Annotated in this window: 27 protein-coding genes; 19 read left to right on the top strand and 8 right to left on the bottom strand. The window is 66.5% G+C overall.

The genetic code is table 11. The features are described from left to right. Positions 1-3: 3 nt before the first annotated feature. The 10 genes from A5759_RS26495 to A5759_RS21835 are packed head-to-tail and all read left to right on the top strand — an operon-like array spanning position 4 to position 7,969. Positions 4-132, top strand: coding sequence for a hypothetical protein (locus A5759_RS26495; protein WP_255361544.1), 129 nt, complete (start codon positions 4-6; stop codon positions 130-132). Then, on the top strand, positions 117-812 hold the full coding sequence (locus tag A5759_RS21875) for a hypothetical protein (RefSeq protein WP_066843554.1): 696 nt from the start codon (positions 117-119) through the stop codon (positions 810-812). The genes A5759_RS26495 and A5759_RS21875 overlap by 16 nt, the downstream gene beginning before the upstream one ends. Positions 813-828: 16 nt before the next feature. Beyond that, positions 829-1,272 carry a hypothetical protein gene (locus A5759_RS21870; protein WP_066843557.1) on the top strand — a complete coding sequence of 148 codons (444 nt, stop codon included), beginning with the start codon at positions 829-831 and terminating at the stop codon, positions 1,270-1,272. Next, a complete protein-coding gene (locus A5759_RS21865; protein WP_068201125.1) occupies positions 1,269-2,492 on the top strand; it encodes a cytochrome P450 in 1,224 nt (407 codons plus the stop codon). The genes A5759_RS21870 and A5759_RS21865 overlap by 4 nt, the downstream gene beginning before the upstream one ends. Next, positions 2,489-3,538, top strand: a complete 1,050-nt coding sequence (locus tag A5759_RS21860) for a dihydrodipicolinate reductase (protein WP_068201123.1) — start codon at positions 2,489-2,491, stop codon at positions 3,536-3,538. Before A5759_RS21865 ends, A5759_RS21860 begins: the two co-directional genes overlap by 4 nt. Then, the gene (locus tag A5759_RS21855) at positions 3,531-4,586 is read left to right on the top strand and encodes a dihydrodipicolinate reductase (RefSeq protein WP_068201121.1); all 1,056 of its coding nucleotides are present in this window, start codon (positions 3,531-3,533) and stop codon (positions 4,584-4,586) included. The genes A5759_RS21860 and A5759_RS21855 overlap by 8 nt, the downstream gene beginning before the upstream one ends. Then, complete coding sequence (locus tag A5759_RS21850) at positions 4,583-5,005, top strand: hypothetical protein (protein ID WP_066843569.1); 423 nt, start codon at positions 4,583-4,585, stop codon at positions 5,003-5,005. Before A5759_RS21855 ends, A5759_RS21850 begins: the two co-directional genes overlap by 4 nt. After that, positions 5,002-6,171: a cytochrome P450 gene (locus A5759_RS21845; protein ID WP_068201119.1), complete on the top strand. Its 1,170-nt coding sequence runs from the start codon at positions 5,002-5,004 to the stop codon at positions 6,169-6,171. The genes A5759_RS21850 and A5759_RS21845 overlap by 4 nt, the downstream gene beginning before the upstream one ends. Then, positions 6,168-7,394 (top strand): cytochrome P450, encoded by a 1,227-nt coding sequence (locus A5759_RS21840; protein WP_068201117.1) that lies wholly within the window; start codon positions 6,168-6,170, stop codon positions 7,392-7,394. The genes A5759_RS21845 and A5759_RS21840 overlap by 4 nt, the downstream gene beginning before the upstream one ends. Then, on the top strand, positions 7,394-7,969 hold the full coding sequence (locus A5759_RS21835) for an isomerase (RefSeq protein ID WP_068201115.1): 576 nt from the start codon (positions 7,394-7,396) through the stop codon (positions 7,967-7,969). Before A5759_RS21840 ends, A5759_RS21835 begins: the two co-directional genes overlap by 1 nt. Here the strand turns inward: A5759_RS21835 and A5759_RS21830 are convergent. The 6 genes from A5759_RS21830 to A5759_RS21805 all read right to left on the bottom strand — a co-directional run bounded on the left by A5759_RS21830 (position 7,886) and on the right by A5759_RS21805 (position 14,790). After that, on the bottom strand, positions 7,886-9,220 hold the full coding sequence (locus tag A5759_RS21830; RefSeq protein WP_156616987.1) for an MFS transporter: 1,335 nt from the start codon (positions 9,218-9,220) through the stop codon (positions 7,886-7,888). The two genes, A5759_RS21835 and A5759_RS21830, sit on opposite strands and share 84 nt — an antisense overlap. 87 nt (positions 9,221-9,307) lie before the next feature. Next, complete coding sequence (locus A5759_RS21825) at positions 9,308-10,606, bottom strand: MFS transporter (protein WP_068201113.1); 1,299 nt, start codon at positions 10,604-10,606, stop codon at positions 9,308-9,310. Between the two features lie 29 nt (positions 10,607-10,635). Then, positions 10,636-12,102, bottom strand: coding sequence for an adenylate/guanylate cyclase domain-containing protein (locus A5759_RS21820; RefSeq protein WP_068201111.1), 1,467 nt, complete (start codon positions 12,100-12,102; stop codon positions 10,636-10,638). A gap of 12 nt (positions 12,103-12,114) precedes the next feature. Continuing rightward, complete coding sequence (locus tag A5759_RS21815; protein WP_066843583.1) at positions 12,115-12,417, bottom strand: hypothetical protein; 303 nt, start codon at positions 12,415-12,417, stop codon at positions 12,115-12,117. A gap of 13 nt (positions 12,418-12,430) precedes the next feature. Continuing rightward, positions 12,431-13,930, bottom strand: a complete 1,500-nt coding sequence (locus tag A5759_RS21810) for a class I adenylate-forming enzyme family protein (protein ID WP_068201108.1) — start codon at positions 13,928-13,930, stop codon at positions 12,431-12,433. Beyond that, positions 13,927-14,790 (bottom strand): NAD(P)-dependent oxidoreductase, encoded by an 864-nt coding sequence (locus A5759_RS21805; RefSeq protein WP_068201106.1) that lies wholly within the window; start codon positions 14,788-14,790, stop codon positions 13,927-13,929. The genes A5759_RS21810 and A5759_RS21805 overlap by 4 nt, the downstream gene beginning before the upstream one ends. A gap of 209 nt (positions 14,791-14,999) precedes the next feature. Between A5759_RS21805 and A5759_RS21800 the strand changes: the two genes are divergently transcribed. The 4 genes from A5759_RS21800 to A5759_RS21785 are packed head-to-tail and all read left to right on the top strand — an operon-like array spanning position 15,000 to position 19,035. Then, positions 15,000-16,577 (top strand): methylmalonyl-CoA mutase family protein, encoded by a 1,578-nt coding sequence (locus A5759_RS21800; RefSeq protein WP_068201104.1) that lies wholly within the window; start codon positions 15,000-15,002, stop codon positions 16,575-16,577. Continuing rightward, a complete protein-coding gene (locus tag A5759_RS21795; protein ID WP_066843594.1) occupies positions 16,577-16,993 on the top strand; it encodes a cobalamin B12-binding domain-containing protein in 417 nt (138 codons plus the stop codon). The genes A5759_RS21800 and A5759_RS21795 overlap by 1 nt, the downstream gene beginning before the upstream one ends. Positions 16,994-17,029: 36 nt before the next feature. Beyond that, positions 17,030-17,986, top strand: a complete 957-nt coding sequence (locus tag A5759_RS21790; protein ID WP_068201101.1) for an LLM class F420-dependent oxidoreductase — start codon at positions 17,030-17,032, stop codon at positions 17,984-17,986. Next, positions 17,983-19,035, top strand: a complete 1,053-nt coding sequence (locus A5759_RS21785) for a CaiB/BaiF CoA-transferase family protein (RefSeq protein ID WP_082962229.1) — start codon at positions 17,983-17,985, stop codon at positions 19,033-19,035. The genes A5759_RS21790 and A5759_RS21785 overlap by 4 nt, the downstream gene beginning before the upstream one ends. Here the strand turns inward: A5759_RS21785 and A5759_RS21780 are convergent. Next, positions 19,023-19,325 carry a 2Fe-2S iron-sulfur cluster-binding protein gene (locus tag A5759_RS21780; RefSeq protein ID WP_066843599.1) on the bottom strand — a complete coding sequence of 101 codons (303 nt, stop codon included), beginning with the start codon at positions 19,323-19,325 and terminating at the stop codon, positions 19,023-19,025. The two genes, A5759_RS21785 and A5759_RS21780, sit on opposite strands and share 13 nt — an antisense overlap. A gap of 112 nt (positions 19,326-19,437) precedes the next feature. Here A5759_RS21780 and A5759_RS21775 point away from each other — a divergent pair, with 112 nt between their 5' ends. From A5759_RS21775 to A5759_RS21760, 4 genes are read left to right on the top strand one after another with little or no spacing between them, the layout of a single operon-like run. After that, positions 19,438-20,835 (top strand): class I adenylate-forming enzyme family protein, encoded by a 1,398-nt coding sequence (locus A5759_RS21775; RefSeq protein ID WP_068201100.1) that lies wholly within the window; start codon positions 19,438-19,440, stop codon positions 20,833-20,835. After that, complete coding sequence (locus A5759_RS21770) at positions 20,820-21,632, top strand: acyl-CoA dehydrogenase family protein (RefSeq protein ID WP_068201098.1); 813 nt, start codon at positions 20,820-20,822, stop codon at positions 21,630-21,632. Before A5759_RS21775 ends, A5759_RS21770 begins: the two co-directional genes overlap by 16 nt. Next, on the top strand, positions 21,619-22,707 hold the full coding sequence (locus A5759_RS21765) for an acyl-CoA dehydrogenase family protein (protein ID WP_068201097.1): 1,089 nt from the start codon (positions 21,619-21,621) through the stop codon (positions 22,705-22,707). The genes A5759_RS21770 and A5759_RS21765 overlap by 14 nt, the downstream gene beginning before the upstream one ends. 1 nt (position 22,708) lies before the next feature. After that, positions 22,709-23,476: an enoyl-CoA hydratase/isomerase family protein gene (locus A5759_RS21760; RefSeq protein ID WP_066843610.1), complete on the top strand. Its 768-nt coding sequence runs from the start codon at positions 22,709-22,711 to the stop codon at positions 23,474-23,476. A gap of 237 nt (positions 23,477-23,713) precedes the next feature. Here the strand turns inward: A5759_RS21760 and A5759_RS21755 are convergent, their stop codons facing one another. Further along, a complete protein-coding gene (locus tag A5759_RS21755) occupies positions 23,714-24,478 on the bottom strand; it encodes an SDR family NAD(P)-dependent oxidoreductase (protein WP_066843611.1) in 765 nt (254 codons plus the stop codon). Positions 24,479-24,552: 74 nt separating this feature from the next. Here A5759_RS21755 and A5759_RS21750 point away from each other — a divergent pair, with 74 nt between their 5' ends. Continuing rightward, entirely contained in the window at positions 24,553-25,698 is a 1,146-nt protein-coding gene (locus A5759_RS21750) for a thiolase family protein (RefSeq protein WP_068201095.1), read from the top strand. Positions 25,699-25,745: the final 47 nt, after the last annotated feature.

Below are 25,745 nucleotides of genomic sequence, written 5' to 3'. Positions count from 1 at the left end.
CAGATGGACCCCAAGGAGAAGCAGCGCAAGAAGGCGCTCATCATCCTGCAGATCGTCATCTACGGCTATCTGCTGGCGATGTTCCTCATCCAGCTCTACATGTCATTCGACCGGGGATGGTGGTCGCTGTGACCGCGACCGCCACAGTCAGTCTCGAAGACCACCACGAAGAATCGCGGGTCGCGCAACGCCGGGCCGACAAGTGGATGATCGTGGGCGCCGCGCTGATGGGCATGTGGGCGCCGGGCCTGATCGGTTTCCCCATCTTCATGCGCGGGGTCTGGCTGCAACGCCAGGCCGCACGCGCGGGCCTCTCGGTGCGACCGATGATCGTCACCCTCATCGGATACCTGGTGTTGATCGACGGCATGCTCAACAGCCTCGGCTGGGCGCTGGACTTGGTGGCCAACCACACGCTGATCAACCGGGTGTTGATGATCGGTTGGGGTCATATGTTCGACGCCGCCTACTTCTGGCACTACAACGAGCCGTGGGTCGGCGGTTCCGCGGTGCCGGGCGAGAAGGCGTACGTCGCCGGCCTGATCCTGACCGTCTTCGCGATGCGCTGCGCCGCGGCGATCGGCTTCCTGCAGATGAAGCGCTGGGGCCACCAGTGGATGATCATCACCTGCTGGATGGGCGTGGTGATCTGGTGTGCCTACGTGTTCAACATGACGATGTATGCCGACGCCCGGTACGCCGGTGTGCTGTTCCCGGTCATCGGGTGGTGGCTCTACGACATCTTCTACATAACCCCGTTCCTCGCGATCCCGTATCTCCACACGGTCAACCGCGAAATCTTCTCGGACTGAACAAAAGGAGCACGTCATGACACCACCTGCGAGCCCATCGACAACCGATGAGAAAGACCCGGCCGAAGACCTTCCCCCGGGCACCACGCCGTACTACGCGCGGATGCACAAGTACATCAAGCGCGCGGTCCTGGTGTGCTTGATAGCACTCGTCATCGAGGGCGCGTTCACGTTGCCGTTCATGGCGGTGTGGTACGGGTACCCGACCCTGAGCCTCACCGAGATCTGCAGCGGCCTGCTGAAGGTCCGCTACTCCGACGACACGCTCGAGTGCAAGGTTCCCTATCCGCCGCTGGGTCCGCCTGAAGGCGCCGAAGGCAAGGACACCGCACGCGACGAGTGGGGGATCCAGCCGGTGCCGAAGTACGACCGGATCGGGTTCCGCGAGCTCGTGCGGATCCACGAGGAAAGCGAAGCCCGCAAGGCCGCCCAACAGCAGCAGGAAGATTCGGCTCCGTGAGCGGTAAGTCGGCGGCCGAACACGCGGACAACTGGGATCTTCGGCACGAGGATTTCAACAACAACGCCTTCCTCTACGACGTCTACGCCGTGATGCGGCAGAAGTCGGCGTTCGCCCATACCGACCACCCGTTCCTCTCCGCGACGCCCGGCGGCGCATGGGTGGCGGTGCGGTACGCCGAGTGTTACCGGATCCTGCAGGACTGGCAGCACTTCTCGAGCAATCCGACACCGGAGGCGTCCGAGCACCTCGCGGGCGATCTGGTCATCACGCTGGATCCGCCGCGGCAGCAGAAGTTCCGCAGGGTTCTCAACCCGTACTTCTCGCCGGCCCGGATGAAGGCGCTGCGACCGCAGATTCGCGAGGAAACGGACCGGTTGATCGACGGCTTCATCGAACGAGGAGCAGGGGATCTGGCCGAGGTGGCATGGCGGCAGCCGGGCATCGTGTTCTTCAAATATCTCCTTGGGATGCCGATCGATGACGTGCCGCTGTGCATCGAGTTGACGGACACCGCTCTGAACGGGGTCACCGAGGACTCGCGGATGGCTGCCTGGGGCGGGCTTTATCAACATATTTCCGACGCGGTCGCAGCGCGCAGCACTGTTGCCGCGCAGGACGACATGATCGATGTGCTGCTGTCGGCCGAGATCGACGGGGAGAAGCTGTCGTTCGCCGACGTCGTCTCCAATGCGATGTTGCTGGTGCAAGCGGGTCTCGAGACCACCGCGAGTGCAATGTCATTCGCGTTTCACTATCTGGCCACTCACCCCGAGGAACGCGACCGGTTGGCCGGGGATCGCGAGAGGCTGCCGCGTGCTGTCGAGGAGTTCATCCGGTTCGGGGGCTCGATACACGGGATTCCGCGCACCGTCGCGAAAGAGGTTGAGCTGGGCGGACAGACGTTCCGGCCCGGCCAGTCGGTCATCGTCAACTACGCCTCCGCGAATCGGGATGAGCATGAGTTCCCTGATGCCGGCCGGTGTGTCCTCGACCGTCGCGAAAACCGCCATCTCGGCTTCGGTGCGGGTGTCCATCGATGCCTCGGCTCGAATCTGGCACGCTTGGAGTTTCAGGTCGGCCTCGAACAGGTGCTGGCGCGGATGCCGGATCTGGCCATCGACCCGGATGCCTCGCCACACTTTCACGGAAGTTCGGTCACGCGCGGTTTCCGTTCGGTGCCCGTGGTCTTCAGCCCCGCCGAACGGTCGGCGGCATGACGTATCGGATCGTCCAATGGACGACGGGAAACGTCGGCAAGCGATCTGTCCGCGCCGTCGCGATCAATCCGCAGCTGGAGCTCGTCGGCTGCTATGCGTGGTCGAAGGACAAAGTCGGTCGCGATGTGGGGGAGCTGTGCGGCATCGACGCGCTCGGCGTGTCCGCGACCGATGACGTCGACGCCCTGCTGGCGCTGGATCCGGATTGCGTTGTCTACAACCCGATGTTCGCCGATGTGGACGAGATGGTCCGGATTCTGCGCGCGGGTGTCAACATCGTCTCCACGTCCGAGTTCATCACCGGACACTTCTTCGGCGACGACCGCGACCGCATCGTCGAAGCCTGTCGGGACGGCGGCTCGACCATCTTCGGCAGCGGAATCAACCCCGGGTTCATCCAACTCTTCGCCGTCGTTTCGGCCGGGCTGTCCGAACGCGTGGACAAGGTTTCGGTCGTGGAGGCCATCGACACCACCATCTACAACTCGCCCGACACCGAGAAGCCGATGGGCTTCGGGTATCCGATCGACCATCCGGACCTCAAGTCGATCACCGAGAAGGGTTCGGCCATCTTCCGCGACGGTGTCCTGCTCGTCGCTGACGCACTCGGCGTCCAACTCGACGAGGTCCGCTGCGACGTCGCATACGCCCAGACCACCGCTGACCTCCAACTGCCCGGCGACTGGTTGATCGCCAAAGGCTGTGTCGCCGGAGTCGATGTCGGCTGGAAAGGAATCATCGGCGGCAAGGAGGTCATCGAAATCCGCGGCCGGTGGCGCAAAGGCCAGACACTCGAACCGGATTGGGAACTCGACATGGGCTACACCGTGGAGGTTCAAGGCACACCCACGATCAAGACCACCCTGAGTTTCCTTCCTCCGGAAGGCTTCGCCGGTGAGACCATCGACGACTACATCATGCTGGGCCTGTCGATCGTCGCGATGCCCGCGATCACCGCGATCCCGGCCGTCGTGGCCGCGCCACCGGGCATCGCGACCTACACCGATCTGCCGCTGCTGCTCCCGAGAGGAGTCCTCAATGTCTAACCGGAAGTATCGCGTGATCCAGTGGATGACCGGCGACGTCGGCCAGGTCGGAGTTCGACACTTCGCCCAGTGCCCGGTGTTCGAACTTGTCGGTGTGCTGGTGCACAGCAAGGACAAGGTCGGCAAGGACGCGGGGGAGATCGCCGGCATCGGGGAGACCGGGGTCATCACCACCGACGACGTCGAGGCGGTCATGGCTCTCGATGCGGACTGCGTCTTCTACACCCCGGTGATCATGGATGTCGACACCGTGTGCCGGCTGCTGCGGTCGGGCAAGAACGTCGTCACCACAAGCGGATTCTTCCATCCCACAGAGCATTTCCGCGAAGCTGGCGACAAGATCCGCTCCGCGTGCGTGGACGGCGGCACGTCGTTTCACGCTGGCGGCATCCACCCCGGCTACGCCGGTGACATCCTGCCACTCACGCTCGCTCGGGTCGCCTCCCGCGTCGACAGGGTCGAGGTGTGGGAGGTCGTCAACGTGCTCACCGATGCGCCGATGGACCACATCGACTGGATGGGATTCGGCAAGGACAGGGACAAGTTCCTCTCGGAGCCGACGATCCTCGGGCTCGGCGTACCGTTCTTCGCCCAGTCGATGCACATGGTCGCCGACGGTCTCGGCGTGACCATCGACGACGTGACCGCCGACGTCAACGCCGCGACAGCCACCCGCGATATCCCGCACGACGAGGGCGCTATCCCGCGCGGAACCGTGGCCGCACAACACCATACGTGGACCGCGATGGTTGACGGCGCGCCGCTGATCGTGTTTCACGCCATCTACCTGACCGGCGGACCCGACGAACTCGATCCGCCGTGGGACTGGGGCCGGACGCGGTACCGCATCGTCATCGAGGGAGATCCGCCGACCGAGCTGACGATGCACGGGCGGGTGGCCGCGGACGGCACCATGACCCACCCCGGATACACCTGGACGGCGATGGGCGCGATCAACGCCATCCCCGATGTCTGCGACGCGGCGCCGGGTTGGCTGACCCATGTGGACCTGGGCCTGATCCAACCGCGCGGGCTGGTGCGCAGATGACGGCCAGTGCGGAGCCGCGCTTGCACCACGTCGTGTTCGCGGTGGCGCCGGAACGTCGCGCCGAGGCGGCCGCGTTGTTCACCGAGCTCGGGTTCGCCCTTCAGGAGGCCGAACTGACCGAACTCGGTGTGCGCGTACATCTGGACTGGGATCGCGGCATCGAATTGATCAGCCCGGTACCCGGATCGACCGCTTCGGTGGCAGCGCACGTCAACGAATTCCTCGAGCGTCACGGCGACGGGGTGTACACCGTCGTGCTGCGGGTGCCGGATGCCGCGGAGGCCGAGTCCGTCGCGCAGCGCTACGGATCGAGTATCCGTTTCCGACAGGGATTCTCGGGAGAGGGTTCATATCTCGACGAGATCGATCTGTCGGTTCTCGGTCTCCCAGTGACGCTTCTGGCCACCAACGTGTCATGACCGAGGTACCCGGCTTGACGCAGGTCCTCTACGAGGATCTGCCGATGGCGCGCGACCGCGGCGAGGGTTGGGCCAAGCTGCGGGGCCTCGGGCCGGTGCTCTACGGCGAGGGCTGGTATTACTTCACGCGGCGCGACGATGTGCTCGCGGCACTGCGCGATCCGGAGACGTTCTCGTCGAGGACCGACTACGACGACATGATCAGCCCGGTGCCCCTGGTACCCCTCGGGTTCGATCCCCCCGAGCACACCCGTTACCGCCGGCTCCTGCATCCGTATCTCAGCCCGCAGACACTGAGCGCGCTGCTGCCGTCGCTGCAGGCGCAGGTGATCGACATCATCGACGAGATCGCCGGGCGCACCGAGTGTGAAGTGATGGCCGATCTCGCAGTCCCGTACCCGTCGCAGGTGTTCCTCACGTTGTTCGGCCTTCCGCTCGAGGACCGCGAACGCCTGATCGCCTGGAAGGATGCGATCATCGCGGTCAGCCTGGCCACGGATCCGACCAGTGTGGATCTGACCCCGGCGGCCGAGCTCTTCGGCTATCTCACCGAAGCCGTTCAGACACAGCGGGAGTCGCCACGCAACGGCATACTGTCCGACGTTCTACACGGCGAGGATGCGCTGTCGGATGCCGAAGCGACGGGGATGTCGCTGGTGTTCGTCCTCGCGGGCCTCGACACCGTCACCGCCTCGATCGGTGCCGCGATGCTGGAGCTGGCCCGGCGCCCGGAGCTGCGTCGGCACCTTCGGGACAACCCCGACGACGTCGGCGCCTTCGTCGAAGAGGTGATCCGGTTGGAACCCGCCGCGCCGGTGCTCGGGCGTGTGACCACCCGGCCGGTGACGGTCGCGGGGGTCGCGTTGCCCGCAGGGGCGCAGGTGCGGCTCTGTGTCGGCGCCATCAACCGCGACGGTAGCGATCCGCTTTCCGGCGACGATCTGGTGATGGACGGCAAACTGCACAAGCACTGGGGTTTCGGCGGCGGCCCGCACCGGTGCCTGGGCGCTCACCTGGCCCGGATGGAGCTGCGACTCGTCGTGACCGAGTGGCTGACGCGCATAACGCAGTTCGACCTCCGCCCGGGCTATGTTCCCGAGATCGCCTGGCCCTCGGCGACGTGCGCGCTTCGCGAACTGCCGCTCATGATCGGGAAGACGCCGTGACCGTCGAGGCCGGGCGGCCCAGCGTCTTCGACGCCGGGTTGCCGACGCTGACCTACGACATCACCGCGACGCCTCAGGAGATCTACCCGCAGTTCCAGGCAGCGCAGAAGCAAGCGCCGGTCGCGCTCGGCCCGATCGGACCGGAGGTGCTGTCCTACGAACTGGCCAGGACCGTTCTGCGCGACCCGCGTTTCGGGATTCCGCGGGGCATTCACCTGTCGGCGCACGGCATCACCTCAGGGGAGCTGTGGGACAGGGTGACTCGCAGCATCCTGAACATGGACGGCGATGAACACCGCCGGTTGCGTGGTCTGGTTTCCAAGGCCTTCACACCACGGGCGACCGCTCGCATGGACCCGACGATCCACACCGTCGTCAACGAGCTCATCGACCGCGTCGCGGACCTCGGCCGGTGCGAGTTCGTCGACGACATCGCGAGGCCCTACTCGATCCCGGTCATCTGCGCCCTGCTGGGTGCGCCCAGGCAGGACTGGCAACGGTTTTCGCGCTGGGCCGAGGACATCTTCAAAATCGTCAGCTTCGACTGCGATCTCGTCGAAGAGGAACCGACGATCCTGCGGGCCTGGGACGAGTTCGACGGCTACATCGACCAGATGATCGCCGATCGGCGCGACGACCTCACCGATGATCTGCTCTCCGAACTCATCCGCACCGAGGACGACGGCGACCGGCTCGACGCCGGCGAGCTGCGCATGCTGGCCTTCAGCGTGTTGATCGCCGGCACCGACACCACCCGAAGCCAGCTCGCGGCGTCCATGCAGGTGTTGTGCGAGCACCCCGAGCAGTGGGAGCTGTTGCGGGACCAGCCCGGCCTCGCGATGCGCGCCGTTGAGGAGACCATGCGCCACTCCCCGTCGATGTGCAGCACCGTCCGAAGTGCGCTCGACGACGTCACGGTCGGCGGAGTCACGTTTCCCGCCGGAACGTTCATCATCGTCAACACCTACGCCGCCAACCGCGATCCGACCGTCTACGACGACCCGGCCCGCTTCGACGTCACCCGTAGCGATCCGCCGCCCATCCTCACCTTCGGTGGCGGCGCGCACTACTGCTTGGGGGCCAACCTCGCCCGGCGCGAGCTCGGCGAGGCCTTGGTCATCATCGCGCGACGCATGCCGAACCCGCGCATTGCCGGACCGGCACCGTGGAAGCCGCTGCTGGGTATGAGCGGACCGACGAGCCTGCCGATAGAGTTCGGTTGATGCGGTACAGGATCGATCCCGACGTGCTGCACGGCGTCGCCCAGCAGGTCGTCGGATTGCCCGTGGACAGCGGCGAACTCACCACGCGCGCCGTCGAACTGCTCGCCGACGCGTACCCCGACCTCATCGATGCGACACCGGGACGATGGGTGGCGAGCAAAGCGGGCGGCATCCTCGGCAAGGTGCGGTTCGTGTACTTCAGCCCACGTGAGTACATCGTGATCTTCGGTTCACCGACGGGCACGCAGGGTTTCTCCGGTCGCTACAAGCGGGTGCAGATCCACAAGTTCCTGATGGCGGGCCGGATCGACTCCTACGACCTCGAATCCGACGACAACACCGCAATGGCGTTGCTTCCGGGTGAGCGGACATGCTTGGAGAAGGGGCAGGCGCGGGGCCTGACCATCCATCCCGGGTCGTGGCACATCGAATACGGGCGCGGTGCAGTAGCGACGACTCTGCCGTTCGCGATGGTCGACACGCTGCTGGTGTCACTCGAATTGGACTCGGTCCGCCGTTCGACGGTCGAGTTCTCGCGGTTGATCCGTCGCCGGCCGCGTCCACGCGCCCGGTAGGAAGCAGGCCGGTATCGCCGAGATCACCGAAACCGCAACGAGATAGGCCACAATCGAGTTGCTCGTTCTGGTCGCCGTGTACAGGGCAGTGGCGATCGTCGGAGCGAACGCCGAACCCACCACCTGGGACAGGGTGTAACCGATCGACACGCCGCTGTAGCGGACGTCGGGATCGAACGCGAGGCTGAACAGCGAGCCGGTCACGCCCGCGGCCGGCGCCATCGCGAGGCCGAAGACCAGCAGGAGCGCGGCACCGAAGAGCACCGCGCTGCCCGTGTTGATCAGCGCGAACGCCGGGCCGATCGAGATGCCCATCAGGATCACGCCTGCCAGGAAGACGGGTTTTCGGCCCAGCCGGTCAGAAAGCGCCCCGAACATCGGGTAGGTCGCGACCGCTACCACCGCCGCCACGGCCACCCCGAAAAGCGCTTGCGTGCGGTCGATCCCGGCGACGGTCGTGCCGTACGACACCAGGTAGGCCACGCAGATGTATGCGAACACTCCTTGAGACAGGTACGCCCCGGCGACCAGCAGTATCTGCTTCCAGTGCCTGCGGAACGCGTCGGCGATCGGCATGCGCACCACTTGTTCGCGCCGCCGCAGAGCCGCGAAGTCCGGGCTTTCCGATATGGAAAGCCGGATCACCAGGCCGATGACGATGAGCAGCGCGCTGGCCACGAAGGGGATGCGCCACCCCCACGCCAGGAACTGGTCGTCGGGGAGTCGTGACACCGCCCAGAAGGCCAGCGTCGCGCATGCCGTCCCGGCGGGCGCACCCATCTGAGGGAACGCCCCGTAGAGCCCTTTGCGGCGGTCCGAGGCGTGCTCCACGGCCATCAGCGTCGCACCGCCCCACTCGCCTCCGACCGCGAAACCCTGCGCGAGCCGCAACACGGTCAACAGGATCGGGGCGGCGAGGCCGATCTGGGCGTAGGTCGGCAGAAGCCCCATGAGCACCGTCGCGGTCCCCATCACGAGCAGCGAGTAGACGAGCATCTTCTTGCGCCCCAGCCGGTCCCCGAAGTGACCGAACACCACGCCACCGAGCGGGCGCGCGACGAACCCGACGCCAAAGGTGGCGAACGACAACAGCAATCCCGTGGCAGGGGATACGGCGGGAAAGAACAGTTTCGGGAACACCAGCGCGGCGGCGGTGCCGTAGATGAGGAAGTCGTAGAACTCGACCGTTGTTCCGATGAAGCTGGCCAGCCCGACGCGCATCGGCGAGACCGGTGAAGACACCGTCGACATGCATCGATTGTGTGCCATCCCCGATTTCGGTGCACCCGGTTGCGATGAGCGCGACCAAATACGCCGAAATCGCCCCACTTGTGTGCGTTATGTGTGCACCGTTGCCCGCAACGGCTGCCGCGCGGTTTCCCGCATCGTCAAAAGTGTCGCAATGCTGATCACGGCCGCGGCGATCACGTAGTAAGCCGGGGCGATCTGGTTGCCCGTGCGGTCGACGAGCCATGTCGCCACGTACGGCGCGGTACCGCCGAAGACGGCCACCGACATGTTGTATCCGATGGAGTAGCCGCTGGAGCGGACTCTGGTGGCGAACAACTCGGCGCCGGCGGCCAGAGATGCGGACACAAACACCGACTCCAGCGCCGCCAGGGCGGCGTGGGCGGCGACGGCAGCGGCCAGCGAGCCCGAATTCAACAGCAGGAACAGCGGATACGCGAAGACGGCGAAACCGATTGCGCCCGAGTACAGCAGCGGCTTGCGTCCGATCCGGTCGGACAGCGCGCCGAGCGGCGGGATCAAGATGATCGCCACGATGCTCGCGACGGCGATCGAGACGAAGGCGTCGACCTTGGTGAACTCGAGAGTCTCGGTGAAATACGTTGGCAGGTAGGTGAACACGATGTAAAAGCCGACGTTGTGAATGACGACCAGGCCGGCGATCTGAAGGATGGGGCGCCACGAGGTGCGCAGCGCCTCGCGCAGGGGCGACGTGGCTACCTCGCCTTTCTCGCGCAGGCTTTCGAACTCCGGCGTGTCGCTCAACTGCAGCCGGATGTAGAGGCCGACGACGCCGAGCGCACCGGCGATCAGGAAGGGGATCCGCCAACCGTAGGAATCCATCGCCGATTCGGACAGGACGGTCTCGAGACCGGTGACCGTCAGCGCCCCCAGGAGGAAACCGACGACCACCGACCACACCAGGAACGACACGATGAAGCCGCGGTGTCTGTCGGTGGCGTACTCGGCGAGGAAGCAGGCCCCGCTGCCGTACTCGCCGCCCGCCGAGAAGCCCTGCAAACACCGCAGAAACAGCAAGATCAGCGGTGCCGCCACGCCGATCGACTCGTAGCTCGGGACCAGGCCGATGACCAGAGTCGAGGCCGACATCAACAGAATGACCAGCGCGAGAACGCGTTGGCGGCCGATCCGGTCGCCGAGTGGACCGAAGACGAAGCCGCCCAACGGCCGCATGAAGAACGCGGCGGCGAAGACGGCGAAAGTGCTCAGCAGCGCGGCGGTCTCGTCACCCGGGGGGAAGAACTTCTCGGCGATATAGGTCGCCAACAACCCGTAGATGGCGAAGTCGAACCACTCCACGGCGTTGCCGATCGACGCGCCGGTAACCGCTTTGCGAACGGCTCGGGGTTCCGCGGTGCGCACAGCCATGCCGCTGTATTCCCCACCGGTCCACCTCTTTAACCAGGGTCGGCGATGGGTGTCCACAGGTCGGTGGGCGCGGATCGACCGCGCAGCGTTTCCGACCCGCGCGCCTCCCAGCACCGTCGTTCCGGTCCGCCGGCGCGCTCGAGCGCGCGGCCCGAGCACAGCGCTCGCGTGGGAAACTCCTTGGCGCGGTCGGCCAGCCGTGCCGCTTCGTTGACCGCGTCCCCGACGACGGTGTATTCGTACCGGTTCTCGGCGCCGATGTTGCCTGCGAACACCGGGCCGGCCGACACCCCGATCCCGAAGTCGAGCTGCAGGCGTTGCAGGTCGGTGACCAGCACGCGTGCGGTCGTCAGCGCCGCCGCCGCCGGATCATCGACGCGCAGGGGAGCGCCGAACACGGCCAGCGCCGCGTCGCCTTGGAACTTGTTGATCAAGCCGTGCCGCTGGTCCACGGCCGCGACGACGACGCGGAAGAACTCGTTGAGCAGTTCGGCGACCTCGGCCGGCTCGTGGGTGACCGCCAACCGGGTCGACCCGACCAGATCGATGAACAGGACAGCGACGTCGCGTTCGTCGCCTGACAGCGATTCGTTCTCCTCGACGGCTCGCCGGACCACGTCCTCGCCGACGTGGCGGCCGAACAGGTCGCGCAGCCTGTCACGCTCGCGCAGCCCGGCCACCATGCTGTTGAAACCGCGTTGGAGGCGGCCGATCTCGGACCACTCATAGACCTCGACGGATCGCTCGATGTGGCCGCGCTCGACCTCTCCCATCGCGGCGACGACTTCTTGAACGGGGTCCGAAATCGACATCGAGGTCAGGATCAGCGAGCGCAGACCGAGCACGACCGCCACCAACGCGAGCACGATCAGCGCCAACTCGATCGGAGCCGTCTCTTCGATCAGCCATCCGTTGTCCCGCATCACCAACAGCGCGGCGATCGCCACACCCGGAAGCGCCGTGCACACGGTCCACATCAGCAGCAGCCGTGCCCGAACGCCGGGAGCTGTCAATCGCGATGTGCTGGAATCCGGTGCCACGCTGGCCAATACGGGTCGTAACGTCCGCAGCGTGAACAGGAAACCGGTGCACACCGTGGCGATCGTTCCAAAGAGCATCGCCGATCCGATCACCGCCAGCGCCTCGGATCCGGCGTTGAGGTTCAGCGGGACCAGGACCGCGGCGGTGAGGATCCACGGTGCCACCGTGGCCGCGGCCTGGCGACGCATCATCCTCAGCGTCGAGTGCCGTTCGTCGGCGGTGGGACGGCGCCCCTCGCGCAGATACCGCAGCGCCGGGCGCAAGATGTAGGCGGCGCTGAAGCCGACCGTGGCGGTACCGACGGTGAGCAGCGCTGCCGCGGTGATCGCATTGCCGAGGGTGACCACGCTGCGCCCGGCCAGCAGCCCGACGATCACGATGACCTCGATCGCCGTCAGTAGGTAGGCAGACGCAAGGCCGGCCACGTACCGGGTGAGCAGGCGGCGTGGCCTCACCCAGGGAAGGTATCAGTCGCTCGCAGGTAGCGGCTTGGCTTCCTTGAGAGACAGCGGCGTGGTGCCCACGCTCAGTGTTCCGGTCCCGGCTTTGGTCACCAGGACCTCGGCGCCGTTCTCGTCGACGTAGCGCTTACCCATCGCGTTGCCGCCGGACAGTTCCGGGTCCATCTGGGCGTCCGCGGACTTCTCGGCGTCCAGGGGCACCATCGGAACGCCGCCCGCACGCAGGTCGTCGAGGCTGTCCGAGCTGCGCACGACGATGACCTGGGTGTCACACACCTGGCTCTGCAGTCGCGTTCCGTTCTTGATCATGCTGGGCTCCTTGCTATTTGGTGGCTGTCAACTCGGCGATCAGTTCTCGGCGCAGCACCTTGCCGGTCGCGTTGGTCGGCAACTCGTCGCGGAACACGACGCGGTCGGGCGTTCGCGATCCACGCAACTGGCGGCGCACATGCTCACGCAGTTCGTCGGCGTCCGGGGTGGCCGGGCCGTCCGGAGTGTCGGCCGGGACCACGACCGCGACGATGATCTGTCCCCACTGCGGGTCCTCGGGCCCCACCACGGCACAATCGCGCACCGCCGGATGCTCGACCAGGACGTCCTCGATCTCGGCCGGTGCGATGTTCTCGCCACCGCGGATGATCGTGTCGTCGGAGCGCCCACCGATGAACAGGTAGCCGTCCTCGTCGAGCATCGCGATGTCCTTGGTCGGGAACCACCCGTCGGCGTCGAGCACCGATCCGATCTCGGTGTAGCGGCCGGACACCTGGTCGCCGCGGACGAAGAGTTCCCCGGTCTGCCCGGGGCCGAGCACTTCGCCGTCGGCGTTGCGGATCTGAACCTCGATCCCCGGCACCGGCTGGCCGACCGAGCCCAGCCTGCGCAGCACGGACTCGACGGACGAGGCGAGCGCCTCGCGGTGGTCATCGGGCCCGAGCACGGCGATGGTCGAGCTGGTCTCGGTCAAGCCGTAGGCGTTGACGAAGCCGACCTCCGGCAGCAGCGAAAGCGCCTTGCGCACCAATGGAAGCGGCACCTTCGAGCCGCCGTAGGCCAGGCTGCGCAGGGTCGGCAGCGACACGCTGTCCGACTCCAGGGCAGCCACGATGCGGTCCAGCATCGTCGGCACGACCGTCGCCGACGTCACGCCCTCATCGCGCACCAACCGGATCCATTCGTGGGCGTCGAACTGCGGCAGATACACCATCTTTCGGCCGGCGTACAGGTTGGACAGCGCCGCGCTGACACCGGCGATGTGATACGGCGGAACACAGATCAACGCGGCGTCGCCGGCTTCGGCGGAGTCGAACTCCACCGTGCCGGTGATATAGCTGGTGAGGTTGCTGTGCGTCAGCTCAACGGCTTTCGGCCGCGACGTGGTTCCCGACGTGAACAGCACGACCCCCACGTCCTCGGGGTCGGGGAACTCCGCGGCCGGCTCGGCGGTACGCGCGGCGTCGAGGAACTCGTCGGACCCGATCACCTGCTTGCCCGCGCCGGCCACCATCTCGCGGTACTCGGCGTCGGCGACGACGAGGGGCTGGGGGAGGCGATCGATGAGCTCACGAAGCCCGTCGGCGGACAGCCGGTAGTTCAGCGGCGTCACCGGCACCGCGGCGCGCGCGGACGAGAACAGTAGCAGGGGCAGCATCGCCCCGCCCATGCCGACGTACGCGACGTGCGACGCGCCGGACGCCGCGATGACGCCGGCCCCGCCGTCGGCCAGGGCGCTCAACTCACCTGTGGTCAGCCGCAATTCACCCGACACCACGGCGGTGCGGTCCGGATTGCTCGAGGCCATCTCGAGCAGCAGTGAGATGCTCATGACTTGTCGACGAAGATATCAAGGATGGGGTCGTCCCCACCGCCGTAGCGCGACAGGTCCGTCACGCCGGATTCAGCGAGTAGTTCGGAGTCGATGAAGCATTTGCCGTTCACATCGGCCGCGGGTCGGGACAGGATCAGCGCGGCCGCGTCGCCCATGATCTGAGGGTCGCGCGACCGCTCCAGCATTTCTTGGAAGCCGGGAGCGTTGGCGACCGCGGAGGTCGCGATGTAAGTCTCGGGCCACAGGCAGCTGAATCCGATGCCGGCCCCACCCCGTTCCTGGCGGAACTCTTCAGCCCATCCCAGCGAGAGCAGGGTCATTCCGTACTTCGACAGGGTGTAGGAGGGGTGGGCGCCCAGCCAGTGCGGGTTCATGTTCAGCGGCGGCGCCAGCGTGATCACATGCGCTCCCGGCTGCTCGGCTCCTTCGGCGCGCGCCGCCGACTTGCGCAGATACGGCAACGCTGCCTTGGTGAGCAGGAACGTGCCGCGGACGTTGATGTCCATCATCAGGTCGAACTTCTTGGCGGCCAGTTGCTCGGTGGGTTCGGTGGCGATGGCGCTGGCGTTGTTGACCACGACGTCCACGCCGCCGAAATGCTCGACGGCCGCGTCGACCGCGCGCTGCACATCCTCTTCTTTGCGGACGTCGCCGACCACCGCCACGCCCTTGCCGCCGGCGGCCTCCACCTCGGCGACTGCGGTGTGCACGGTGCCCGGCAGCTTCGGATGCGGTTCGGCGGTCTTGGCCAGCAGCACGACGTTGGCCCCGCGCCTGGCCGCGGCGAGGCCGATCGCGAGACCGATGCCGCGACTGCCGCCGGAGACGACGAGTGTGCGGTCAGTGAAGGCGGACATGGACCTCCTTTGTCTGCGACCAGCGTCGCCCCACGATGCTAGCCGACACCGGACGTGGCCGGTATTAGCGTTCTCATTTTACGCAAGTGCCATATTCGCTGTGTACCGCGCCTTCGGCACCTTTTACCGCCGGGTCACGCCCTGTCCTCGGTGCACGTTTCCGGCGTGCGGTATTGGCATTCTCATTTTTTGCAAGTACGTTATCCGTGATGAGCGAGCCAGTACAGACCCCGTCGGGGCTCCCGCTCGAGCCGGTTTATGGGCCAGCGGACAGGGTGACGGAGCCGCCTCCGCCCGGCACCTATCCGTTCACGCGCGGAAACTTCGCGACGGGCTACCGCGGCAAGACGTGGACGTTTCGCCAGTACTCGGGGTTCGGTACGCCTGAGGAGTCCAATCGGCGCTACCGCTACCTGCTGGACCAGGGCGGCACCGGGCTGTCGGTGGCGCTGGATCTGCCCACGCAGTGCGGCTACGACTCCGACGACCCCGAATACGGCGAGGAGGTGGGCCGCGTCGGTGTCGCGGTCGACACCCTCGCCGACGCGGAGATCCTCTTCGACGGCATTCCGCTGGACAAGATCAGCACCAGCTTCACGATCAACGGCACGGCGGCCATCCTGCTGGCGTTCTACGTCGCCGCCGCGGAGAAGAAGGGGGTGCCGCGGGCCAAGCTCACCGGCACCATCCAGAACGACATCCTCAAGGAGTACGCGTCGCGCGGGACCTGGATCTGGCCGCCCGAGCCGTCGCTGCGCCTAATCGCCGACACCATCGAGTTCTGCGCGGCCGAGGTGCCCAAGTTCAACGCGATCTCGGTGGCCGGGGCGCACTTCCGCGACGCGGGCGCCAACGCGGTGCAGGAGATGGCGTTCACCCTCGCCGACGGCGTCACGTACTGCGACACCGTCGTCGAGCGCGGGCGCATGACCATCGACCAGTTCGCGCCGCAGATCTCGTTCTTCTTCTACACCCACGGGGACTTCTTCGAGGAGATCGCCAAGTACCGCGCCGGTCGGCGGCGCTGGGCGACGATCGTGCGCGAGCGCTACGGGGCGTCGTCGGACAAGGCGTCGATGTTCCGGTTCGGTTGTGTGGCCGGCGGCGCATCGCTGTTCGCGCCGCAGGCCCAGAACAACCTCGTTCGCGTCGCGTATGAGGCGATGGCCGCGGTACTGGGTGGCGTGCAGTCGATGTTCACCGCGGCGTGGGACGAACCGTTCGCCCTGCCCAGTGAGGAGTCGGCCACGCTGGCATTGCGTACGCAGCAGATCCTCGCGTATGAGACCGGCGTGACCAAGGTCGCCGATCCGCTCGGCGGGTCGTACTTCGTCGAGGCGCTCACCGACGCGACGGAGGAGAAGATCATCGAGATCATGCACGATCTCGAGACCCACGGCGGCATGGTCCGTGCGATCGAGGACGGCTACCTGCAGGGTCTGATCGCCGACGAGGCGTTCAAGATCCACCAGGAGATCGAGTCCGGTACGCGACCGGTGGTGGGGGTCAACAAGTTCGTCTCCGATGAGCCGCCGCCCGAGATCGCGACCTACGAACTCGACGCCGAGGGCCGCGACCTGCAACTCAAGCGGCTGGCGAAAGTCAAGGCCGAGCGCGACGCCACCGCGGTCAAGGAGGCGTTGGCGGCGCTGGCGCGTTCGGCGGAAGGCGACGACAACCTGATGCACAAGCTGGTCGACTGCGCCAACGCCTACTGCACTGTGGGAGAAATGGTTTCGACGCTCAAGTCGGTGTGGGGCGAGTTCCAGCAGCCGGTGGTGTTCTGATGGCAGACTCTTCGACGGCCGGCCCGGTGCGGGTTCTGGTCGCCAAACCCGGGCTGGACGGACACGACCGCGGCGCCAAGATCGTCGCACGGACGCTGCGCGATGCGGGTTTCGAGGTGATCTACACCGGAATCCGTCAGCGCATCGAAGACATCGTGTCGATCGCTTTGCAGGAAGACGTTGCGCTGGTGGGACTTTCGATCCTCTCCGGTGCGCACGTGGCGCTGACCACGCGCACGGTGGAGGCCCTGCGCGCGGCCGACGCCGGCGACATCGCGGTCGTCGTCGGTGGCACCATCCCGCAGGGCGACGTGCCCAAGCTCCTGTCCGCGGGCGCGGCTGCGGTGTTCCCGACGGGGACCTCGCTCGACACCCTGGTCGACGAGGTGCGCAAGCTGACGATGAGCCACCAGTGACCTGTTCGGCACTGAATTTCCGGAGGACGAACTGACATGCGCCTTGGCGTGATGATCGGGGCCGAACGCGGCGATATGGCGCGCAAGGTGAACAAGCTGGTCTCCGATATCGAGTGGGCCGAATCGGCGGGAATGGACACCGCGTGGATGCCGCAGGTGCCCAACGACTTCGACTGTCTGACCATGGTGGCGCTGATGGCCGCCCACACCTCGAAGATCGAGCTGGGTACCGCGGTGGTGCCGCTGCAGGCGCAGCACCCGATCGCACTTGCGCGTCAGGCCCTGTCGGTGCATGCGATGGCGGGCGGGCGCCTCGCGCTCGGCGTGGGACCGTCACACCACTGGATCGTGCGCGACATGCTCGGGATTCCCTATGAGAAGCCGGCCGCCTACACCCGCGATTACCTCGAGGTGCTCAACACCGCGCTCGCAGGCCCCGGAGACGTCGACGTCGAGAACGACACCTTCACGGTGCACAACCCCACCGTCCTCGGCGCGGAGCGCCCGCTGCCGGTGCTGGTGGCGGCGTTGGGCCCGGTGATGCTGCAGATCGCCGGGGAGCGCGCCGACGGCACCGTGCTGTGGATGGCCGATGAGAAGGCGATCGGCGAGCACATCGCGCCCAAGATCAACAAGGCTGCCGCCGAGGCGGGCAGGCCCGCTCCGCGCATCGTCGCGGGCATTCCGGTGTGCCTGTGCGCGAATTCGGAGATCGAGACGGCCAAAGAGCGGGCGAACCGAATTCTCGCCGAGGCCGAGACGTCGCCGAACTACCAGCGACTGTTGGACCGTGGCGACGCGCGTGACGTGGGTGACTTGTGTGCGGCCGGTGACGAGGAAGCCATCCTGGCGCGGTTCAAACGGTTCGCGGACGCGGGAGTCACCGACCTGTCGGTGCGGCTGCTGCCGATCGGCGAGAACCGCGACGAACTCATCGCGTCGAAGTACAGGACGCGCGAGGTGATCGGCGAACTGGCCAAGGCTGTGCGGTGAGCGGCCCGCTGGCCGGTATCCGCATCATCGAGGTCGGCGTCATGCTGGCCGGGCCGTACGCCACCATGCTGTTGGCGGACCTGGGCGCCGAGGTCATCAAGGTCGAGCCGCCGGGTGGCGAGATCTCGCGGCAGGTCGGCGACAGCTACTTCGCCAGTCTCAACCGCAACAAAAAGAGCGTCGTGCTTGACCTGCGGTCGGACGCCGGGCGACAGCGACTGGGCGAACTCGTCGCGGATTCCCATGCGCTGCTGGTGAATATGAAACCGTCGGCGATCAAGAAGCTCGGCCTGACGTACGACTCGCTCAAGCGGTTCAACGAACGCATCGTCTGTGTGGCGATGACGGGCTTCGGACTGGAGGGCGGCGACGATCCGGCGTTCGACTACGTCATTCAGGCGGCGACCGGCGTCGCGGCGATGACCGGACATCCGGACGAACCGCCGACCTTGCCGGGGTACTCGTCGGCAGACAACTCGACCGGGCTGGCCGCGGCGCTGGGTCTGCTGGCGCAGATCGTGTCGGGCCGTGGTGGTCAGGTCGACGTGTCGCTGCGGGACGTGATGTTCTCCCAGTTGAACTACCGCGCGTCGGCGTACCTCAACGACGGTGCGGAACCGTTGCGCTATCCGTTCGGGGCGCACTCGTATTACGTTCCGGCGCAACTGTTCGCGACGGCGGACGGTTATCTGGCGCTGTTCATCACCCATGACGGGTTCTGGCGGGCGTTCTCGGCCGAAGCGGGTATCGAGGGTTTTCCGACCATGGCCGAACGGGCAGCCCAGCGCGACGAGGTGCTGGCAGTGGTGGCCGCGGCGTTGGCCACCGACACCGCCGCGAGTTGGGAGTCGCGGTTACGTCCGCTGGGAATTCCCGTCGCCGCGGTGCGCACACTGCCCGAAGCGTTGGAGCAGACGCCCGAGGTGGTCGTCACCGCGGGGGATTTCCGGTTGGTGCGCAGCCCGATTCAGATCGTCGGCTATGACGCCGAATACCGACCGGCGCCCCGCGTCGACGAACACGGCGATATCGCGGCTCAGTCGTCGTAGGTCACGCTGATCGTGTCGGTTTCCGGGATCGCTTGGCAGGTCAGGATGTATCCCTCTTCGACCTCGTCCTCGTCGAGGGCGTCGTTGATGCGCATCGTCGCGCGGCCCTCGGTCAGCTTGCCCATGCAGGTGCCGCAGTTGCCGGCTTCACACGAGAAGGGCGGCGACAATCCGGCTCGCCTGGCGCTTTCCAGTAGCGTCTCGTTGGCGACGCGCGACACCGATACCTTCTTGCGGTCGAGCACGATCGTCACCTGTCCTGGCTGGTCAGGCATCGGATCCGCCGTCATCTATAGCTCTCCTGGCATATCGGTTCTAACTGGGCGAGAATACCATTCTCGTTAAATGATACGCTATTCTCAAAGCTAAATCCGGCTCGGTTGACACTAGTGAGGACAGAGTGTGAGTGAGGCGATCGCGCTCGCCTTCGAGCAGCGTGAATACACGCTGTCGCAGCTGGATGCGCTGGCCGCAGGCATGGCGGCCACCCTGGAGCGGCGCGGTGTGCACGCCGGAGACCGAGTGGCGCTCATGTCGTCCAATCGCCCGGAGTTCGTCGTCGCGCTGCGTGCCGTCTGGCAGCTGGGCGCCTCGGCAGTACTGCTCAGCCCGGCGTGGCGGCGCGCAGAGATCGAGCACGCCCTCGCACTGACCCGACCGACGCACGCGGTCGGCGATCACCCGGTGCTCGCCGAACTCATGCCGATGCTCTCGCTCGACGACCCGATCGAGCCGGGGCGGCGCGAGTTCCATCCAGCCGATCCGCAGAGCGACGCGCTGTTCGTGTTCAGCTCGGGCACCACCGGCATGCCGAAGGCGGTACGTCATACCCATGCGGCGTTCGATGTCGCGGTGCGGCACTGGCGCGACGCGCTGCAGCTGTCTGCGTCGGACCGCATGCAGATCATGACGCCGCCGTCGCACATTCTGGGCCTGCTCAACATCGTCATGGCGCTCGAGACCGGCACATGGATCCGATTGCATCGGCGCTTCGACATCGAGCTCATGCTGCGACATATCGAGAGCGACCGGATCACCATCGAGATGGCGGTCGCCCCAATCGCTTTGGCGCTTGCTGCACATCCCGATCTGGAGTCCTACGACCTTTCGTCACTGCGCTACATCATGTGGTGCGCGACCCCTGTCACGGCCAGCGTCGCCGAAGCCGTCACCGCCAGGACCGGGGTGAAGTGGGTGACCGCATACGGCGCCAGTGAGTTGCCGGTGATCTCGTGCAACGACATCGACGGCAACCACCTGGACACCGTGGGCCGGCCCGTACCGGGCGTGCGCGTGCGGGTGGCGTCACTGGACACCGGTGCGGTCCTCGGGGTGGGTGAGGTCGGCGAGATCGAGGTGCAATCGGATTCGGTGATGGCGGGTTATCTGCCCTCGTCCGCGACCGCCGGAGCATTCCACGAGGGCTGGTATCGCACGGGTGACGTGGGTTTGCTCGACGACGACGGGTGGCTGCGCATCACCGACCGGTCGAAGGAAATGATCAAGGTGCGCGGTTTTCAGGTCGCACCCGCGGAGGTGGAGGCGATTCTGCACGGGCACCCCGCCGTCGAGGACTGTGCGGTGTTCGGTGTGCCCGACACCGTCAACGGTGAAGCGATCATCGCCGCCGTGAAGGTGAATACAGCTGTGCCGGAAGATGATCTGGTGTCGTGGGTCGGGGAGTTGTTGGCGTCGTACAAGCGGCCGAGCCGGGTATTCGTCGTGCCCGAGGTCCCGCGCCTGCCGTCGGGCAAGGTCTTGCGTCGAGTGCTGAAGGAGCGTTTGTGGACGTCCGTCTGACCAGTGAACAACAACAACTGAGGGCCGCCGCCGCGAGCCTGGCCGACGACCTCGGCCCCGGGTCGGTGGCCGACCTCGACGATGCGAATCGGGTTGCCAGACTGGAGAAGGCCGTGGACGCCACGGGCTTTCGCACGCTTCGCTCGGACGGCGCATCGGGGGTCGAAGTCGCGATCGTGGCCGAGGAGTTCGCCCGAAAGCTTGTCGACGTGCCGTTCATCGGGCCCGTGCTCACCGACGACCTCAAGATGCGCAGCGGTCGTGAGCCGGTTGTCGCGGAGGCGGCGGAGTCGGTGGACTTGACGAAAAGCCTTGACGGCGTAGTCGAGTCGCCCGCCGAGCTCGACGGTCTGTCCGAGGAGGACGCGGGCCGGTGGCGCGCGCTGGCGTTGACGGTGACGTGCGCCGACCTGGTCGGCGCGGCCAGAGGAACGCAGGCTTTGGCCGTCGAATACGCCAAGGTGCGCGAACAGTACGGTGCGACGATCGGCTCCTATCAGGCGGTCGGTCATCTCCTGGCCGAGAGCCTCGCGCTGATCGAGGGCTCGGTCAGCGTGCTGCGGCACGCCGCGTGGGCGGTCGACGAATTGCCGCCCGCCGAGGCGATCGAGGCGGCGCGGGTCGCCAAGATCTACTGTGCGCGCTCGGCTTTGACCGTCTGTGAGACCTCGATACAGGTGCACGGCGGAATCGGTAACACCTGGGAGTGCCTGGCCCACGTCTACCTGCGCCGGGTGCTGGCCGCCACCGAGACGTGGCCCGTGAAGTTGGAGGAGCTGTCCATTGGACTTTCGTGACTCACCGGAGGAAGCCGCGTTCCGCGAGCGGCTACGCGGCTGGCTGACCGAACAGAAGGGCAAGTACCCGACGTCGGGCGACGAGTACTGGGCCGCCCAAGGCGCCTGGCACCAGGCACTCTACGAGGCCGGCTTCTTCGGCACGTCGTGGCCGAAAGAGTATGGCGGACAAGATCTGCAGCCGGTCTACGACGTGATCGTCGACGAGGAGATCGCCAAGGCGGGGGCGCCGGCGCGGCCGAGCCTCGGCTATCTGGTGGTCGGAATGTCGCACCACGGCAACGAGGAGCTTCGCCAGCGCTTCCTGCCCGGCATGATCAACGGCACGGAGCGGTGGTGCCAGGGCTTCTCCGAGCCGGGTGCGGGTTCCGATCTAGCATCGCTGACGACGACCGCGACTCGCGAGGGCGACGAGTACGTCGTCCACGGTCACAAGATCTGGACCAGCTATTCCGACGTGGCCGACTGGTGTCTGCTGCTGGCCCGCACCGAGAAAGATGTGCCCAAGCACAAGGGCATTTCGGCGTTCATCGTGTCGATGCACCAGCCGGGGATAGAACAGCGGCCGTTGAAGATGATCAGCGGCGTCACCAAGGAGTTCGGCCAGGTGCTGTTCGATGGGGCCCGGGTGCCGGCGGAGAACATGGTCGGTGCGCCCGGTGAGGGCTGGAAGTTGGCGATGACCGTCGTCAGCCACGAGCGCGAGCCGTCGACGCTGGGGTTCTCGGCCCGCTATGGAAAGCTGGTGCGGCAGTTGGCCGCCCGCGTGGAAGGCCCGGCTCCCGACGAGCTGGCGTGGGCGTGGGTGCAGACCGAGATGCTGCGGCTGCACGTGCGCAGGCGGCTGTCCGAACAGCTCGACGGGCTGACGCACGGGCCGCAGGGCTCGCTGGACAAGCTGCTGATGACCTGGACCGAGCAGTCGGTCGGGCACGCCGCGCTGGCCACCGTCGGCACCGATGATCCCGAGTTGTTCGGGGCTTACATGTACAGCCGCGCGCAGAGCGTGATGGGCGGTACCTCCCAGATTCAGAAGAACATCATCGCTTCGCGCATTCTCGGATTAGGAGTCTAAATTGTACGACCTACCACCGGAGATCGACGTTCAGGCCGACGGTCCGTTGCGCATCATCACGCTGAACCGGCCGGACTCCCTGAATTCGGTCAACGACGACCTGCACAGCGGGCTCGCCTGGCTGTGGCCGCGGCTGGCCGAGGACCGGGAGGCTCGGGCGGCGGTGATCACCGGTGCGGGAAGGGCGTTTTCGGCCGGCGGCGACTTCGGTTATCTCGAGGAGCTGCGTCAGGACGCGGACCTGCGCGCCAAGACGATCCTGCACGGGCGCGAGATCGTGCTGGGCATGGCGCGCTGCCGGATTCCGGTGGTGGCGGCCGTCAACGGTCCCGCGATGGGGCTGGGCTGCAGCCTGGTGGCGTTGTCCGACATCGTCTACATCAAAGACGATGCCTACCTCGCCGATCCACACGTCCAGGTCGGGTTGGTCGCCGCCGACGGTGGACCGCTGGTGTGGCCGCTGGAGATGAGCCTGCTGCACGCCAAGGAGTACGCGCTGACCGGTGCGCGGATCTCGGCGCAGCGCGCCGCCGAACTGGGCCTGGCCAATCACGTCGTCGAAGACCCGCTGAGCGAAGCGATCGCCTGTGCGAAGAAGATCATGGAACTGCCGCGCCAGGCGGTCGAAAGCACCAAGCGGCTGTTGAACATTCACCTTGAGCGGTCGGTGCTGGCCGTGCTCGACTACGCCAACACCGCCGAGGAGCAGTCGTTCAAGACCGACGACTTCCGCGAGATCGTCACCCGCCTGAACGCCAAGAAGAAGTAGGCGCGAGCGTGCGTGTCTGCACACGACACGCCGCTCTTTGTCGGCATTTTGAGCACGCTCAAGGCATGGCGAGCGTGCGCCAATGACGCCTCGAAGCGAGCGAGTAGCACACCGGCACGGTATGTCGTGTGCAAACGCGCACCTTCGCGGTGGCGCGAAGGTGCGCAAACTGCTGCAAATTCGCGGCGTGTCCTGTGCAGACACGCACGCTCGCGGAACACGGAGTAAAAGAAGAAACTACTTGGGTGGGAAGCGGAGCGCTCCGTCGAGGCGGATGATTTCGCCGTTGAGATAGTCGTTCTCGATGATGCTCTGTGCCAGTTGCGCGTATTCCGTCGACCGGCCCATCCGCTTGGGGAACGGCACCTGCGGACCCCAATACTGCTCGAGTTGGTCGGCGGCCTGCCCGTACGCGGGGGTGTTGATGGTGCCCGGCGCGATGGTGACCACGCGGATACCGAGCGGCGAGAGATCGCGGGCCGCATTCAGCGTCATGCCGATCACGCCGCCCTTGGCCGCGGCATACGGCAGCTGACCGATCTGACCCTCGTATCCGGCGATCGACGCGGTGTTGACGATCACGCCGCGGGCGCCCTCGTCGAGCGGTTCGGACTTCGCGATCTCGGCGGCCGCGAGCCGCATCACGTTGAAGACCGCGGTCAGGTAGAACTCGATCGTCGTCTTGAAGCCGTCGAGGGCCAGCGGGGAGCCGTCCTTGCCGATCAGCCGGCCACCGCTGGCCGGGCCGCCGTGGGTGTCCACCGAGATCCGCAGGGGAGCCAGCGCCGCGGCCTCGGCGATCGCCGCGTTGACGGACTCCTCGGACGTCGCGTCGGTGCGGACGTAGCGCACGCCGAGTTCGCTCTCGAGCTTCTTGCCCTTGTCGTCTGCCATGTCCGCGACCACGACCTTGGCGCCCGCGCCGTGCAGACGCCGCACCGTCGCCTCGCCGAGACCGCCGGCGCCACCAACCACGATTGCCGAGCTACCCGCGATCTGCATATGGTTCCCCTTCTTGCAACTGGCACTCTCGGCTTGAGAGAATAACATTCTCATACGTCGAGACGGAGATACACATGCCTGAAGCCGTGATCGTTTCTGCCCTGCGCACCCCCATCGGCACCGCGATGAAGGGCACGTTGCGAGACACCGACGCCTACGAGCTGGCCGAGCACGTGGTCGGCGCGGCAGCCGGCGAGGTGAACGGGCTGCTGATCGACGATGTCATCCTCGGCGAGGGGCTCTACGGCGGCGGTGTGATCGCCCGCCACGCCGCGATCACCGCGGGCCTGACCTCGGTGCCCGGGCTGTCGAACAACCGGCATTGCGCCGCGGGCCAGGCCGCGGTCCAGAGCGCCGCCGCCAGCATCCGCGCCGGCATGGACCAGGTGGTGATCGCCGGTGGGGTGAACTCCGCCTCCACCACGCCGCGCTTCACCCGCCGCGCCAGCAGCGCGAAAGACGCCGCGATGCTCGACTGGTTTCCCCCGACGCACCCTGACCGCGCCGACGCGCCGAACATGGACATGTCGATCACCGTCGGCTGGAACGCCGCCGTGCGCGCGGGCGTCAGCCGCGAAGAGATGGACGAGTGGGCGCTCGGCTCGCACCGCAAGGCGATCCAGGCGATCGACGAGGGCCGCTTCAAGGACGAGATCGTTGCGATCGAGACGCCCTACGGACAGTTCGACACCGATGAGCATCCGCGTCGCGACACCAGCATCGAGAAGCTGGCCGCGCTCAAGCCGCTGCATCCTGAGATCGAGGGCTTCTCCATCACCGCAGGCAACGCCTGCGGCGCCAACGACGGCGCCGCCGTGCTGACGTTGGCTAGCGACCGGCTCGGGCTGCCCTCGTTGGGCACCGTCAAGGCGTGGGCATCCGTCGGCGTCGATCCTGCTTTCACCGGACTGGCGCCCGTCGAGGCGATCCCGAAAGCGCTCAAGCGTGCGGGTACTTCGCTCGCCGACGTCGATCTGTTCGAGATCAACGAGGCGTTCGCGGCGATGTGCGTGGCCACCGTCAAACTGCTCGACATCAACCCCGACCGCGTCAACGTCAGCGGAAGCGGTTGCTCGCTCGGCCACCCCGTGGCAGCCACCGGCGCGCGGATGCTCGTCACGCTCGTCCACGAATTGCGCAGGCGCGGCGGGGGGATCGGGGTCGCCGCGATGTGCGCGGGCGGCGGCATGGGATCGGCAACGGTCATCGAGGTGGCCTGAGCCGCCCGGCGGCGGCATCAAGCAGGCGCTCCGTAGACTGCCAGACG

This window comes from Mycobacterium sp. 852014-52144_SCH5372336 (assembly GCF_001665615.1).
Classification (GTDB): domain Bacteria; phylum Actinomycetota; class Actinomycetes; order Mycobacteriales; family Mycobacteriaceae; genus Mycobacterium; species Mycobacterium neumannii_A.
Note: the sequence above shows the minus strand (reverse complement) of the source record. Positions and strands in the feature narration are given on the sequence as shown.

Coding starts and splice junctions, on each gene's coding strand:
- A5759_RS21825 (WP_068201113.1), bottom strand. CDS start 10,606: ATGGCTGTGCGCACCGCGGAACCCCGAGCCGTTCGCAAAGCGGTTACC.
- A5759_RS21835 (WP_068201115.1), top strand. CDS start 7,394: ATGCGGTACAGGATCGATCCCGACGTGCTGCACGGCGTCGCCCAGCAG.
- A5759_RS21815 (WP_066843583.1), bottom strand. CDS start 12,417: ATGATCAAGAACGGAACGCGACTGCAGAGCCAGGTGTGTGACACCCAG.
- A5759_RS21750 (WP_068201095.1), top strand. CDS start 24,553: ATGCCTGAAGCCGTGATCGTTTCTGCCCTGCGCACCCCCATCGGCACC.
- A5759_RS21870 (WP_066843557.1), top strand. CDS start 829: ATGACACCACCTGCGAGCCCATCGACAACCGATGAGAAAGACCCGGCC.
- A5759_RS21780 (WP_066843599.1), bottom strand. CDS start 19,325: ATGACGGCGGATCCGATGCCTGACCAGCCAGGACAGGTGACGATCGTG.
- A5759_RS21810 (WP_068201108.1), bottom strand. CDS start 13,930: ATGAGCATCTCACTGCTGCTCGAGATGGCCTCGAGCAATCCGGACCGC.
- A5759_RS21755 (WP_066843611.1), bottom strand. CDS start 24,478: ATGCAGATCGCGGGTAGCTCGGCAATCGTGGTTGGTGGCGCCGGCGGT.
- A5759_RS26495 (WP_255361544.1), top strand. CDS start 4: ATGGACCCCAAGGAGAAGCAGCGCAAGAAGGCGCTCATCATCCTGCAG.
- A5759_RS21855 (WP_068201121.1), top strand. CDS start 3,531: ATGTCTAACCGGAAGTATCGCGTGATCCAGTGGATGACCGGCGACGTC.
- A5759_RS21845 (WP_068201119.1), top strand. CDS start 5,002: ATGACCGAGGTACCCGGCTTGACGCAGGTCCTCTACGAGGATCTGCCG.
- A5759_RS21875 (WP_066843554.1), top strand. CDS start 117: ATGGTGGTCGCTGTGACCGCGACCGCCACAGTCAGTCTCGAAGACCAC.
- A5759_RS21805 (WP_068201106.1), bottom strand. CDS start 14,790: ATGTCCGCCTTCACTGACCGCACACTCGTCGTCTCCGGCGGCAGTCGC.
- A5759_RS21800 (WP_068201104.1), top strand. CDS start 15,000: ATGAGCGAGCCAGTACAGACCCCGTCGGGGCTCCCGCTCGAGCCGGTT.
- A5759_RS21850 (WP_066843569.1), top strand. CDS start 4,583: ATGACGGCCAGTGCGGAGCCGCGCTTGCACCACGTCGTGTTCGCGGTG.
- A5759_RS21830 (WP_156616987.1), bottom strand. CDS start 9,220: ATGTCGACGGTGTCTTCACCGGTCTCGCCGATGCGCGTCGGGCTGGCC.
- A5759_RS21860 (WP_068201123.1), top strand. CDS start 2,489: ATGACGTATCGGATCGTCCAATGGACGACGGGAAACGTCGGCAAGCGA.
- A5759_RS21790 (WP_068201101.1), top strand. CDS start 17,030: ATGCGCCTTGGCGTGATGATCGGGGCCGAACGCGGCGATATGGCGCGC.
- A5759_RS21795 (WP_066843594.1), top strand. CDS start 16,577: ATGGCAGACTCTTCGACGGCCGGCCCGGTGCGGGTTCTGGTCGCCAAA.